This is a genomic window from Halorubrum sp. Atlit-26R, from assembly GCF_003666015.1.
Classification (GTDB): Archaea; Halobacteriota; Halobacteria; order Halobacteriales; family Haloferacaceae; genus Halorubrum.
Map to the genome: position 1 here is coordinate 40,362 of NZ_QPLT01000006.1, position 12,582 is coordinate 52,943.

Below are 12,582 nucleotides of genomic sequence, written 5' to 3' on the forward strand. Positions count from 1 at the left end.
CGGAGACATGACCGAAGACAGCGAGGACCCGAACGACGGGGCCGGCTACCACGTCGAGGCCGCGCCGGAGGACGTCGCGGACGCGGTCCTGCTCCCGGGCAACCCCGAGCGCGTCGACAAGATCACGGCGCTGTGGGACGGCCACGAGGAGGTCGCGCGCCACCGCGAGTACCGCACCGCCACCGGCACGTACGACGGCGCGCCGATCTCGGTGACGTCGACCGGTATCGGCTCGCCGTCGGCCGCCATCGCCGTCGAGGAACTGGCGCGCGTCGGCGTCGACACGTTCATCCGGGTCGGCTCCTGCGGCGCGATCCAGCCGGAGATGGAGGTGGGCGACCTCGTGATCACGACCGGGGCGGTCCGCCAGGAGGGGACGAGCGACGAGTACGTCCGCGAGGACTACCCCGCGGCCGCGGACGGCGAGGTCGTCTCCGCCCTGGTCGCCGCCGCCGAGCGGCTGGGCCACGACTACCACACCGGCGTGACGATGAGCGCCGACTCCTTCTACGCGGGTCAGGGCCGCCCCGGATTCGAGGGGTTCGAGGCCGCCGGCTCGGACGAGCTCGTCGCGGAGCTTCGGGACGCGAACGTGAAGAACATCGAGATGGAGGCGTCGTCGATCCTCACGATCGCGAGCGTGTACGGGCTCCGCGCGGGCGCGGTCTGCTCCGTCTACGCCAACCGCGTGACCGGCGAGTTCCGGACGGAGGGCGAGTCGCGCGCGGCCGAGACCGCGAGCCTCGCGGTGAAGCTGCTCGCGCGGATGGACGAGGTCAAGCGGGAGGCGGGCGCGGACCGCTGGCACGCCGGGCTCTCGCTGTAGCGGGCGCGCGGTCCCGCCGTCGCGGACCGTCCCCGCCGCGTCGGCGATTCTCGCCTGCGAGCGTTCCAAAGCGACTTTATCTGCGCGCCGTGGAGTTACGGCCATGAGTACACAGGTCGTCGTCGTCGGCTCCGGGTACGCCGGCGCAGGGGCGGTGAAGGCGTTCGAAGACGAGGTCGGCGAGGGCGAGGCCGAGCTCACGTGGATCTCGGAACACGACTACCACCTCGTTCTCCACGAGGTCCACCGCGCGATCCGCAACCCCGCCGTCGAGGACAAGATCACCATCCCCGTCGACGAGATCAAATCGCCCGAGTCCGACTTCGTCCGGGGCCGGGTCGTCGACGTCGACACCGACGAGCGCGTCGTCGAGACCGACGACGGGACGACCGTCGACTACGACTACCTCCTCCTCGGGATCGGCTCCACGACCGCGTTCTTCGGCATCGAGGGCCTGAAGGAGCACGCCCACCAGCTGAAGGGGCTCGACGACGCGAAGGCGATCCACGAGGACGTCCGCGAGGCGGCCGCGGACGCGACCCGCTCGGACCCGGCGCAGGTGATCGTCGGCGGTGCCGGCCTCTCCGGCATCCAGACGGCCGGCGAGATCGCCGCGTACCGCGACAAGCACCGCGCGCCGCTCGACATCAAGCTGGTCGAGGGGCTCGACGAGGTGTTCCCCGGTAACGACCCGCAGATCCAAGGCGCGCTCCGCCAGCGGCTCGAAGACGCCGACGTCGAGATCCTCACCGGCGACTTCATCTCCGAAGCCGACGAGGAGGCCGTCTACCTCGGCGGCGGCGAGGACGAAGAACCCGAGGAGCTCGGCTACGACGTGCTGATCTGGACCGGCGGAATTACCGGCCAGCCCGAACTGGAGAACGTCGAGGTCGAGAAGGACGAACGGTCGAAGCGCGTCCACGCCGGCTCCGACTTCGCCACCAGCGACGACCGCGTGTTCGCCATCGGCGACACCGCCCTCGTCGAGCAGGGCGACGACGACGTCGCGCCGCCGACCGCGCAGGCCGCCTGGCAGGCCGCGGAGGTCGCGGGCGCGAACCTCGCGCGCGCCGCCCGCGGCGCGCCGCTCCGCTCGTGGACCCACGAGGACAAGGGGACGGTCATCTCCGTCGGCGAGGAGGCGGTCGCCCACGACGTGGTGGGGATGCCGATCAAGACGTTCGGCGGCACGCCCGCGAAGCTGCTGAAGAAGGCGATCGCCACGCGCTGGATCAACAAGGTCTCCTCCGCGGGCCGCGCCGTCGGCGCGTTCGGGGACATGTAAGCGCGGGCGACCCCCTCAGCGACGTACTTCCGGATCCGACTCCTGGCTCCGACTTCCGACTCTTCTCAGCGACGAATCGGTCCGCGCTTTCCGGGAAAACCTCCGAAACGGTCGCAGAATTCCGCGTCCGCAGTCAGTGCTCGGCCGGCTCGTCGGGCGCCCGCATGTCGTCGATCCGCAGGATGAGGATGTTCGCGGTGTCGTCTTTCCCGTCGACGGTGCCGTCGATGACGAGCTTCGAGAGCGGGGTCGGGCCGACGGTGACGCTGTCGCCCTCGTGGAAGTCGCGGACCGAGCCCTGGACGTGGATCTCCGCCCGGCACAGCTCGGGGTGGTGGACGCTGGAGAGGTCGATCCCGTCGACGTTGACTCCGTCGAGCTGCTCGCCCGCGTGGAAGATCGGGACGTCGGCCGGCTCGTCCATGCGCTGGATGTCGAGCGCCTCGTAGGCGTTCGAGGTGGGCTTGTAGCCGCCTTTCGGGCCGGGGACGCCCTCGACGAGCTGGAGGGCCTTGAGGCTCTGCATCTGGTTGCGGATCGTCCCGGGGTTGCGGTCGACTTCCTCGGCGATCGCCTCGCCCTTCACGGCGTCCTCCTGCTCCCCGTACAGGTTGATGAGGGCCGAGAGGATGCTTTTCTGGCTCGACGTGAGCTCGATCGATGACATGGTGCCAATTACAGAGCGCCCCCGCTTAAATGCGATGGAATTCACTTATAAATGATCGTGTGAGATCCCTCGGCCACCGAGCGCCGTCAGCCCGCGGCGCGCCGGTCTACTCGCCGCGCAGCCGCTTCATCCGGACGTACGCGAGCGGGCTCGACAGCGCGACGACGACGCCGACGCCGACCAGCGCGACCCCGAAGTCGACGGCGACGAACGAGACCGCGGCGCCGACGAGCCCGATCGCCGCGCCGGTGAACGCGACCGCGATGGTCGCGCCGATCGGCTCGATGTCGGCGGGGTCGACCGAGTAGGGATCGGAGCTGCTCATGAACGACTCGTGAGGGGCCGAGCGCAAAACCGTGTCCGATCCGGCGAGACGGGCGAGCGCGACCGCCGATCCCGGCTCCGTTGAAATCCTCCGTCGGTAACGGGTTTTGACCCGGTTACGGCCAATACAGGGGTAGCGGCGAGCGATAGCGGAAGTGAGTATCGCAGATCGCCGACCGCGATGTCGTATTTAAATGACGGTGAGCGGCGGAGACGAGGGCTTATAAAAGGGGTGCGGTGGCGCGCCTGCGAGCGGCCGGAGCAAAGCGGAGGCCGCGAGCCAACCCGCGAGGGACGCCGCGAGCGGAGCGAGCGGCGAGGCTGGGGAGGCGTGAGGTGCGGTCGCTGTGTGGGCGGGACTCAAAGGGGCAGCCGTGAGGGCGTCGTAGGCGACGTAAGCACCGTAGGGAGCGAACGGAGTGAGCGACCGAGGAGCGCAGCGAGCGTACGACGCCCTCACGGCTGGGGCTTTGGAGACACTCGCCGCGGTGGCGTCAATCACTTATAAACAGCCGACAGCAACACCGCACTCTGGTTTATAAATTGCCTCACACACAACGTACTACACTTACTCCCGCAACCGATCGAGAAGCACGCTTCAGTGAACAGCTGTTTCGGAGGGGTATCTATTTGAAGAACGGGATTTCACCAAAGCTTCGAACCCCACAATTCAAGCGGCGGCGCGCCGCGTTGTCGGTATGACCACGGTCAGGATCATCGGCGCGCCGACCGACTACGGGGCGAACCGACGCGGGGTCGACATGGGACCGTCGGCGATCCGGTACGGCGGGCTCGCCGAGCAGCTCGCCGGCGCCGGCGTCGAGACCGTCGACGCGGGCGACCTCCTCGTCCCCCGGGCGGAGGAGCGCGACCCCGACGCGGACGCGCCCAGCGAGGGGAAGGCGAAGTTCCTCCGCGAGACGGCCGACGTCTGTCGGCGGCTCGGCGACGAGGTCGCCGCGACGCTCGACGACGGCGAGGTGCCGCTCGCGCTCGGCGGCGACCACTCCATCGCCATCGGGAGCCTCTCGGGATCTGCGCGCGACGCCGACATCGGCGCCGTCTGGTTCGACGCGCACGCCGACCTCAACACCCCCGCGACGACGCCGTCCGGCAACGTCCACGGGATGCCGCTGGCTGCCGCGCTCGGGATCGACGAGTTCGCGGACACCGAGTGGGCGAACGCGGCGGGGCTCTCGCCGGAGAACGTCGTCCTCGTCGGGCTCCGGTCGGTCGACGAGGCGGAGGCGGAGCTAATCAAAGAGCGCGGCTTCGCCGCGTACACGATGTCCGACATCGACGAGCGGGGGATCACGGAGGTCACGGAGGAGGCGCTCGAAGTCGCCGCGGACGGCGTCGACGGGATCCACGTCAGCCTCGACCTGGACTTCCTCGACCCGAACGCCGCGCCCGGCGTCGGGACGCCGGTCCGCGGCGGCGCCACCTATCGGGAGGCGCACAGCGCGATGGAGCTCGTCGACGAGACCGACGCGCTCCGCTCGATGGAGATCGTCGAGGTGAACCCGACGCTGGACCAGCACAACGAGACGGCCGAGTTGGCGACGGAGCTGGCGGCGAGCGCGTTCGGGAAGCGAGTCCTCTGAATCGAGGCCGGTCGATCCGAACGCGTCAGACGCCGCGGTCCAGCTCCTCGACGACCCGCTGGAGGTCGGCCGCCGACTCGACCTCGCCTTTGATCTCCTCGCGGCGGCGGACCGCCGCCGAGTCGGCGTCGTACGCGCGGACGAACTCCGCCCGGGTGTGCTCGTCGAACGCGTGGCGGATCGCGAAGTAGCCGTCCGGGACGATCGTGCCGCAGACCTTACACTCGTGGCGCTGATGCTCGTTGGTCTGGTGGACGATCGCCGCCTCCACGTCGTCGAAGGCGGCGTCGCAGTCGCCGATGCCGCACGTCCAGCGAGGTGCCATACCCCGAACTCTCGCCCGAGGGGGATTAACGGTTTCCCACCTCGGCGGGGGGAGCCACGGCGTCGAGGGGACGAACACCGCGGCCCTCGGTCCGCGGTCGCGGCACCGTCGTCGTCGAACGATACGTCTTTGCGCCGCCGCGACGACCGTGCGACCGTGACCCGACCGCAAACGCGCGTCGACGCCCACGTCAAGGTGCTCGACGACGAGGTCGTCGCCCGCGCGAAAGATCGCGGGATCGACGCGCTCGTGTACGCGCCCCACTTCACGCGCCTCCCGACGATCCGCGAGCGCGCGGCGCGGTACACCGACGACGAGCTGACCGTCGTCCCCGCCCGCGAGGTGTTCACCGGCGACTGGGGGAACCGGCGGCACCTCCTCGTGCTCGGGCTCTCCGACCCGGTCCCAGACTACATCACCTTCGAGGGCGCGATGGCCGAGTTCGAGCGGCAGGACGCGGCGGTCCTCGTCCCCCATCCCGGCTTCGCCACTATCTCGCTCACGCGGCCCGAGGTCGACGCGCACGCAGCGCGGCTCGACGCTGTCGAGACGTACAACACGAAGCTGCTCCCCCACCAGAACGCCCGCGCGCGCCGGACCGCCGAGGAGACCGGCTGTCCGGGGTTCGGCTCGTCGTACGCGCACCTCCCCGGCACGGTCGGCGAGGCGTGGACCGCCTTCGAAGGCGACCTCGACGACGAGGAAGCGATCGTCGACGCGTTCCGCGAGCGCCGTCCCCGGACGGTGATCCACCGCGGCGGCGCCGGCCACCAGCTCCGCGGGCTCGTGGAGTTCGCGCACCTCGCCTACGAGAACACCTGGGTGAAACTCGACCGGATGTTCCTCTCGGGCAACGAGCCGACGCTCCCGTCGAACGTCGCCTACGAGGGCCGGTTCGACGACGTGAGCGTCTACGAGTAGGAGGGGATCGAAATCCGGCGGTTCGCTCCCCGTCCGACCGGTGACACGCGTGTCCCCGCCCACGTTATACGGACGGAGGCCCACGTGAGAGACATGAATCAGCTCGTGAACGGCGAGTGGCGCACGGACACCTACGAGGCGACGGACGAGGACGGCTCGTTCCAGCGCGGCGAGACGACCTTCCGGAACTGGATCGCGGGCAGCGACGTGCCCGACCACGTCGACGCGGAGCCCGACGAGCGCTTCCAGCCGGAGGCCGGCCGGTACCACCTGTACGTCTCGTACGCCTGCCCGTGGGCGCACCGCACGCTGCTCGCGCGGTCGCTGCTCGGCCTCGAAGACGCGATCGGCGTCTCGGTCGTCGACCCGTACCGCGGCGAGGACGGCTGGCAGTTCACCCCGGAGAAGGACGGCTGCACGCCCGACCACCTCCACGACAGCGACTACCTCCGCGAGCTGTACGTCGAGGCCGACCCCGACGCCACCTGTCGGGTGACCGTCCCCGTGCTGTGGGACACCGAGGAGGAGACGATCGTCAACAACGAGTCGCGAGAGATCCTCCGCACCCTCTCGACCGCGTTTGCCGACCTCGGGAACGGCGTCTCGCTGCTCCCGGACGACGAGGACGCCGCGACCGTCGCGGACGTCGACGAGGTGATCACGGACATCTACGAGCCGATCAACAACGGCGTCTACCGCGCCGGCTTCGCCACCTCCCAGACGGCCTACGACGAGGCGATGGACGACCTCTTCGGCGCGCTCGACCGCTACGACGACCACCTGGCGGACCAGCGCTACCTCGTCGGCGACTCGCTCACCGAGGCGGACATCTGCATGTTCACCACCCTGGTCCGCTTCGACCAGGTGTATCACACGCACTTCATGTGTAACCGGCAGTTCGTCCACCAGTACGACAACCTCTGGCCGTACCTGCGCGACCTCTACCAGACGCCGGGCGTCGCGGAGACGGTGAACATGGCCCACATCAAGGAGCACTACTACACCACGCACCCCGACGTGACCCCCTCGGGGATCATCGCGCGCGGTCCCGACCTCGACTTCGAGGCCGACCACGAGCGCGAGCGGCTCGGCGGCGAGGCGCCGACGCCGACCGCCGACGACTGAGCGGCGAACGGTTTCGGGCGGGATATCTTTTATAAATTCCTTCGCGGTGGCGCGCCTTCGAGCGGCCGCCATCGGCGGCCGCGAGAAGCCCGCGAGGGAGGCGGCGGTCCGGCGCGGCTCCGCCCGCGCCGGGCCGTCCGCCGAGGCTGGGGAGGTATGAGGTGCCGTGCGGAGCGGGGCGGTGTCGACGATCGATCGCGGGTCGGATCGATCAGGCGAAAAGACTGCGCGAAAACGAGAACCGCGAAAACGAGAACCGCGAAAACGAGAACCGCGAAAACGAGAACCGCGAAAACGAGAACCGCGAAACGCAGATCGGCCGGAGGCGGACCGCGCTCGGTCCGTTATCCCTCCATGCCGCCGAACGAGAGCCCGTCCTCGACGGAGCGCTGGGCCGCGAAGTAGACGATCGCGACCGGCAGCGCGAACAGGTTCGCGAACGCCGCGAACCGCGTCCACGGCGTCGAGAACCGGCCCTCGGTCGCGATGTTGTACAGCTCCACCGACAGCGGGTAGTTCTCGGGGCGCAGCAGCGTCTGCGCGATGATGAACTCGTTCCAGCCGGCGAGCCAGACGAAGATCAGAACGACGGCGAGCCCCGGTTTCGTCAGCGGGAGGATGACCTCCCGGATCGTGTCGAGGAAGCTCGCGCCGTCGACCATCGCCGCCTCCTCGTAGGAGACGGGGATGTTGTCCATGTACGTCTTCAACAGCCACGTGTTGAACGGGATCGCCGACGCGGCGTAGAAGAGTCCGAGGACGAACAGGTTGTTCGTGAGCCCGTAGGTGCTGAACAGCGAGTACAGCGCCACGAGCGTCGCGATCGACAGGCCGGCGCCGATCTGCGTGAAGAGGACGTAGCCGTAGAGGATGCGCTTGCGGCCGACGAACTTGCGGCGCGAGAACGCGTACGCCGCCGGGACGATCATCCCGAACCCGGCCGCGAGCGTCACGCTGACGATGTAGAGGCTGTTGAACACGGCCCCGGGACCGGTCTCGGTGCCGGCCCACCGGAAGCTCACGAGCCCGTCCCCGCCGCCGAGGACCAGCTGGGGATACCCCCAGTCGCCGTCGACGAAGAAGAAGTCGGACTCGAAGATCACCCACCGGTACGCGCCGAGGTTGTACGTCGACGGGTCCGGGAAGATGCCGCTGGTGTTGAACAGTCGCGACCCCTCCGCGAGCGACGCGGTCGTGATCCAGAACAGCGGGAACAGCAGCACGAGCACCATCGCGAGGCCGAACAGCGTCATCAGGACGCTCTTCGTCACGTCCCACGAGCTGCGTTTCCCGGTGCGGACGTCGTAAATCGCCCGCTGGACCATCACGACGAACCGCTTCGGCGCGGTCGCGAGCGCGACCAGCTTCGAGCGGACCAAGCCGACCGCGGCGGCGACGAGGGCGGTCGCGGACGCGACCAGTCCGGCCGCGGAGCCTCGCGAGCTCATTCGTCACCCACCCCCTCGGCGAGGCCGCCGTAGCGCACGGCGGCGTACATGAACAGCCCGACGAACCCGATCCCGACGATCAGGATCGCGGCCGACAGGCCGAACTGGTTGAACGTGATCGCCTCGCGGTAGCCGTACACGATGATCAGCTCGTTCTGCCTCGACGGCCCCCCCTGGTTGAACACCCACGGGATCAGGAACTGCTGGAACGACGTCGCGGCCGTGAGGATCGACGCGAACAGGACCGGCCCCTTGATCGCGGGCAGCGTCACGGTCCGGAACCGCTGGAGCGCTCCCGCGCCGTCGACCATCGCGGCCTCGTGGAGCGACCGAGGCACGTCCTGAAGGGCGCTCACGATGATGATCACCATGAACGGGTACGCCAGCCACACCTCGGTGGTGACGTACGCGAAGAACGCCTCCCAGCGACCGCTGAGGAACCCGATCGGCACGTCGAACAGCAGGGCCTGCGGGGCCGACAGCGACGACATCACGTCGTTGTACCGGCCCAGGATGGTGTTGAACACGCCGAAGCGCGCGTCGCTGAACATCCCGCGCCAGACGGTGATCGTGAAGATGCCGGGGAACCCCAGCGGGACGATCACCGCCGCGCGCATGTAGCGCTTGCCCGCGACCCGAACGTGGTTCAACAGGAGAGCGATCCCCACGGCGAGGATCACCTTGATCACGAGCGAGACGGCGACGAACAGCCACGTCGTCGTCATCGACGTCCAGAACTGCGAGTCGCCGATCAGCTGGACGTAGTTCGCCAGCCCGATCAGCTCGGCGCCGCCGCCGATCACCGACCCGGCGAACGTCGCGTCGGTCAGCGAGATGTAGAAGAGGTAGAAGATCGGGTACAGCATGAAACTCGAGAAGAGCAGCACGCCGGGCGCGACGAGGAGCAGCCCCCAGTCGCGACTGGAGAACGGCAGCGCCGACCGCAGGCGCGCCAGTCCGCTCACGCCGGTTCCGGGTTGCGAAGAGGCCATCGCTCCGAGCGGTGCCTACAGCGCCTCCCGGATCTCGGAGGCTGCCTGGTCGAGCGCGGCGTCGCTGTCCTGCTCGTCGTTGAAGACGCGCTCCAGCGCCTCCGTCACGGGCGTCCAGACGCTGTCCATGTCCGGGTGCGTCGGGATGGGGACGCCGTGGTCGACCTGCTGGGCGAACGCCTGGACCTCCGAGGAGAGGTCGCCGTTGCCCACGACGTCGGCCAGCACGGGGATGTACCCCTGTTCCGCGGCGTTGGTCTGGATGATCTCCTCGTTGGTGGTGTACCACTCGGCGAGGCCGGTCGCGGCGTCGACCGAGGGCTGGTCGGCGTCGGCCAGCATCGACGAGAAGTAGAACAGCTGGATGCCCGAGTACGTGCGCGGGTGGTTGCCGTCGATGGTCGGCAGCGTCGTGACGCCGAGGTTCTCGATCGAGTCCTGGAGGTTCCCGAGCTCCCACGGGCCGTTGATCGCGAACGGCGCGAGGCCGTCCGCGAACGCGACGATCTGCGACTCGTAGCCGGGGTCGGCCGGGACGTACTGCGACACCGTCTCGAGGGCGTCCATCCCGCGCTTACACGCGTCGCTGTCGACGCCGACCTCGAGGTTCTGCTCGTCGAAGATGTTCCCGCCGTACGCCTGGATGAACCCGCTGACGAAGTACGGGTCCGTCACGGGGTACGAGAGGCCGTACTGGCCGTTCTCGGGATCGTGGTGCTCCTCCATGATCGAGACCATCTCCTCTAAGGTCTCCGGCGGCTCGTCGACCATGTCCTCGTTGTAGAACAGCGTGACGGTCTCGGAGGCGAACGGGAGCCCGTAGAGCCCGTCGTTGAACTGCGCGGCCTCGCGCGCCGCCTGCGTGTAGCTGTCGAGCGAGACGTCGACGTCGTCGCTCGCGTCGTAGAGGAACGGCGGGTCCTCGCGGACCGCGAAGCGGCCGACCCAGTCGTGCGCCCAGATCCACGAGTCGGGGCCGTCGCCGGCCGGGATCGCGGTTTCGAGCTGCTGGTCGAGCTCGCCGCCGGGCGCCTCCTTGTTGATGGTGTTGCCCGTCTCCGACTCGTACTGGTCGATGTAGCCGGTCATCGCCTCGTCCTCGGCGTCGGAGAGGTCCGTCCACAGCCGCGCGGACCCGGTGTTCCCGCCGTCGGACCCGTCGCTTCCGTCCGACCCGTCGGAGCCGTCGCTTCCGTCGCTTCCGTCGCTCCCGTCACCGCCGTCGCCGCCGTCGCCGCCGGTGCTGATACAGCCCGCGAGCCCCGCGAGCGCAGTCGTTCCCCCCATCGCCTTGAGCAGCGTTCTACGTTTCTCGTTCATGTGTCCAGAACAAATGATGAATTATATTTTCATACATTTAGTGTTTGGGGTGTGTTCCGATCGATCGGGATCGATCTTCGTCGACAGCGCGGATCGACGACCGGCGCGATCGCGTCGAGTAGGCCGATATTTGAGAAGAGATTGTTCACCATATATCAAGAAAACAGCAAAGAACTCATATGCCAGTGGGACGGTTATCAGGGAAATGGCACGCGTCACGCTCGACACGCTCCGGAAGGAGTTCGACCGAGGGACCATCGTCGCCGTCGACGACCTCGATCTGGAGATCGACGACGGCGAGTTCGTGACCGTGGTCGGGCCGTCGGGCTGCGGGAAGACGACCACGCTCCGGATGGTCGCGGGGCTCGAAGAGCCGACGTCCGGAACCGTTCACTTCGACGACGAGGACGTCACCGACATCCACGCGAAGGAGCGTCCCGTCGCGATGGTGTTCCAGAACTACGCGCTGTACCCGCACAAAACGGTCCGCGAGAACATGGCGTTCGGGCTCAAGATGAGCACCGACATGACCACCGAGGAGCGACACGAGCGCGTGCGCGAGATGGCCGAGATGATGGGCATCGAGGACCTCCTCGACGACAAGCCCGACGAGCTCTCCGGCGGGCAGAAGCAGCGCGTCGCGCTCGGCCGCGCCATCGCGCGCGAGCCCGAGGTGTTCCTCTTCGACGAGCCGCTCAGCAACCTCGACGCGAAGCTCCGGACGGAGATGCGCGCGGAGATCCAGAAGCTCCAGAAGGAGTTCGGCGTCACCGCGATGTACGTCACCCACGACCAGGAGGAGGCGATGACGATGGGCGACCGCCTCGCCATCCTCAACGACGGCGAGCTCCAGCAGGTCGGCGCGCCCACCGAGGTGTACCAGAACCCGGTCAACGAGTTCGTCGCCGGCTTCATCGGTTCGCCGTCGATGAACTTCCTCGACGTCGACGTGGAGACGGACGGGACGACGGCGACGATCCGCGACGAGTCGTCGGGGCTCGCGTTCGCGCTCAGCCGCGACTACGTCGCCGGTCACGACCTCGAAAGCGGCCCGTACACGCTCGGGATCCGCCCCGAGAACATCGGGATCGTCGAGGAGCCGACCGGCGAGGAGACGCTGACCGCGACCGTCGAGGTCGTCGAGCCGATCGGCTCCGACAACTACGTCCACCTCGACGTGACCGAGGACTTCCTCGCGCGAGCGCCGGCGGACGTCCAGCCTGAGGCCGGCGACGAGGTCGGCGTCGTCTTCGAGGAGGCGGACCTCCACCTGTTCGACGCGGAGACCGGCGAGGACGTGTTCCTCTCCGACGAGGAGATCGCGGCCGCGGTCGCTTAAGCGGGGTCGATTTCCGGATAGGGAAGCGGCTTGTGAACCGATCGTTCGTACTTTCTCTCTGTTTCAGGCGCGAACGCAATCGGTATCCGCCAGACCCGCCCGAGGACTGCTGACCCCGCGGTGGCCGCTTCCGGTGTCCGAGCGGTTTGTTTATAAATGGCTGATAGCAGATCGGTTGCGAACACCGCCAAAGCCCCAGCCGCTCGCTTATAAATAGCTGATCACGGATCGACGGTGAACACCTCCAAAGCCCCAGTCGCTCGCTTATAAATAGCTGATCGCGGATCGACGGTGAACACCTCCAAAGCCCCAGTCGCGAGGCCGCCGTACGCTCGTTGCGCTCCTCAGTCGCTCGCTTTGCTCGCTCCCTGCGGTGCTTACATCGCCTACGGCGGCCTCGCGACTG

General features: G+C 68.2%; 12 protein-coding genes. 6 read left to right on the forward strand and 6 right to left on the reverse strand.

Annotated features, from left to right (window positions below; translation table 11 throughout):
- The first annotated feature begins 7 nt into the window (after window positions 1–7).
- Both DVK07_RS08210 and DVK07_RS08215 read left to right on the forward strand, forming a co-directional pair.
- Window positions 8–826 carry a nucleoside phosphorylase gene (locus DVK07_RS08210; protein WP_121596599.1) on the forward strand — a complete coding sequence of 273 codons (819 nt, stop codon included), beginning with the start codon at window positions 8–10 and terminating at the stop codon, window positions 824–826.
- A 103-nt stretch (window positions 827–929) separates the two neighbouring features.
- Window positions 930–2,111, forward strand: a complete 1,182-nt coding sequence (locus DVK07_RS08215) for an NAD(P)/FAD-dependent oxidoreductase (protein ID WP_121596600.1) — start codon at window positions 930–932, stop codon at window positions 2,109–2,111.
- Window positions 2,112–2,244: 133 nt separating this feature from the next.
- Here DVK07_RS08215 and DVK07_RS08220 read toward each other — a convergent pair whose 3' ends face one another.
- Both DVK07_RS08220 and DVK07_RS08225 read right to left on the reverse strand, forming a co-directional pair.
- A complete protein-coding gene (locus DVK07_RS08220; RefSeq protein ID WP_017342575.1) occupies window positions 2,245–2,778 on the reverse strand; it encodes an Rrf2 family transcriptional regulator in 534 nt (177 codons plus the stop codon).
- 106 nt (window positions 2,779–2,884) lie between these two features.
- Window positions 2,885–3,103, reverse strand: coding sequence for a hypothetical protein (locus tag DVK07_RS08225; protein ID WP_017342574.1), 219 nt, complete (start codon window positions 3,101–3,103; stop codon window positions 2,885–2,887).
- Window positions 3,104–3,800: 697 nt separating this feature from the next.
- Between DVK07_RS08225 and rocF the strand changes: the two genes are divergently transcribed.
- The gene (rocF, locus tag DVK07_RS08230) at window positions 3,801–4,706 is read left to right on the forward strand and encodes an arginase (RefSeq protein WP_121596601.1); all 906 of its coding nucleotides are present in this window, start codon (window positions 3,801–3,803) and stop codon (window positions 4,704–4,706) included.
- A gap of 25 nt (window positions 4,707–4,731) precedes the next feature.
- Here rocF and DVK07_RS08235 read toward each other — a convergent pair whose 3' ends face one another.
- Window positions 4,732–5,031: a hypothetical protein gene (locus tag DVK07_RS08235; protein WP_121596602.1), complete on the reverse strand. Its 300-nt coding sequence runs from the start codon at window positions 5,029–5,031 to the stop codon at window positions 4,732–4,734.
- 129 nt (window positions 5,032–5,160) lie between these two features.
- On the opposite strand from DVK07_RS08235, the gene DVK07_RS08240 reads away from it, so the two are divergent.
- Both DVK07_RS08240 and DVK07_RS08245 read left to right on the forward strand, forming a co-directional pair.
- Entirely contained in the window at window positions 5,161–5,952 is a 792-nt protein-coding gene (locus tag DVK07_RS08240; protein ID WP_121596603.1) for a PHP-associated domain-containing protein, read from the forward strand.
- 93 nt (window positions 5,953–6,045) lie between these two features.
- Window positions 6,046–7,077, forward strand: a complete 1,032-nt coding sequence (locus DVK07_RS08245) for a glutathione S-transferase family protein (protein WP_121596604.1) — start codon at window positions 6,046–6,048, stop codon at window positions 7,075–7,077.
- Between the two features lie 344 nt (window positions 7,078–7,421).
- Here DVK07_RS08245 and DVK07_RS08250 read toward each other — a convergent pair whose 3' ends face one another.
- Genes DVK07_RS08250 through DVK07_RS08260 form a run of 3 tightly spaced genes read right to left on the reverse strand, consistent with a single transcriptional unit; the run spans window position 7,422 to window position 10,837 of the window.
- Window positions 7,422–8,525, reverse strand: a complete 1,104-nt coding sequence (locus tag DVK07_RS08250) for a sugar ABC transporter permease (RefSeq protein WP_199719440.1) — start codon at window positions 8,523–8,525, stop codon at window positions 7,422–7,424.
- Window positions 8,522–9,517, reverse strand: a complete 996-nt coding sequence (locus DVK07_RS08255; protein WP_121596605.1) for a carbohydrate ABC transporter permease — start codon at window positions 9,515–9,517, stop codon at window positions 8,522–8,524. The genes DVK07_RS08250 and DVK07_RS08255 overlap by 4 nt, the downstream gene beginning before the upstream one ends.
- 15 nt (window positions 9,518–9,532) lie before the next feature.
- Window positions 9,533–10,837 (reverse strand): extracellular solute-binding protein, encoded by a 1,305-nt coding sequence (locus DVK07_RS08260; RefSeq protein ID WP_233565390.1) that lies wholly within the window; start codon window positions 10,835–10,837, stop codon window positions 9,533–9,535.
- Between the two features lie 205 nt (window positions 10,838–11,042).
- On the opposite strand from DVK07_RS08260, the gene DVK07_RS08265 reads away from it, so the two are divergent.
- On the forward strand, window positions 11,043–12,176 hold the full coding sequence (locus DVK07_RS08265; RefSeq protein WP_121596606.1) for an ABC transporter ATP-binding protein: 1,134 nt from the start codon (window positions 11,043–11,045) through the stop codon (window positions 12,174–12,176).
- Window positions 12,177–12,582 lie beyond the last annotated feature (406 nt).

Coding starts and splice junctions, on each gene's coding strand:
- DVK07_RS08210 (WP_121596599.1), top strand. CDS start 8: ATGACCGAAGACAGCGAGGACCCGAACGACGGGGCCGGCTACCACGTC.
- DVK07_RS08215 (WP_121596600.1), top strand. CDS start 930: ATGAGTACACAGGTCGTCGTCGTCGGCTCCGGGTACGCCGGCGCAGGG.
- DVK07_RS08220 (WP_017342575.1), bottom strand. CDS start 2,778: ATGTCATCGATCGAGCTCACGTCGAGCCAGAAAAGCATCCTCTCGGCC.
- DVK07_RS08225 (WP_017342574.1), bottom strand. CDS start 3,103: ATGAGCAGCTCCGATCCCTACTCGGTCGACCCCGCCGACATCGAGCCG.
- rocF (WP_121596601.1), top strand. CDS start 3,801: ATGACCACGGTCAGGATCATCGGCGCGCCGACCGACTACGGGGCGAAC.
- DVK07_RS08235 (WP_121596602.1), bottom strand. CDS start 5,031: ATGGCACCTCGCTGGACGTGCGGCATCGGCGACTGCGACGCCGCCTTC.
- DVK07_RS08245 (WP_121596604.1), top strand. CDS start 6,046: ATGAATCAGCTCGTGAACGGCGAGTGGCGCACGGACACCTACGAGGCG.
- DVK07_RS08250 (WP_199719440.1), bottom strand. CDS start 8,525: ATGAGCTCGCGAGGCTCCGCGGCCGGACTGGTCGCGTCCGCGACCGCC.
- DVK07_RS08255 (WP_121596605.1), bottom strand. CDS start 9,517: ATGGCCTCTTCGCAACCCGGAACCGGCGTGAGCGGACTGGCGCGCCTG.
- DVK07_RS08260 (WP_233565390.1), bottom strand. CDS start 10,837: ATGAACGAGAAACGTAGAACGCTGCTCAAGGCGATGGGGGGAACGACT.
- DVK07_RS08265 (WP_121596606.1), top strand. CDS start 11,043: ATGGCACGCGTCACGCTCGACACGCTCCGGAAGGAGTTCGACCGAGGG.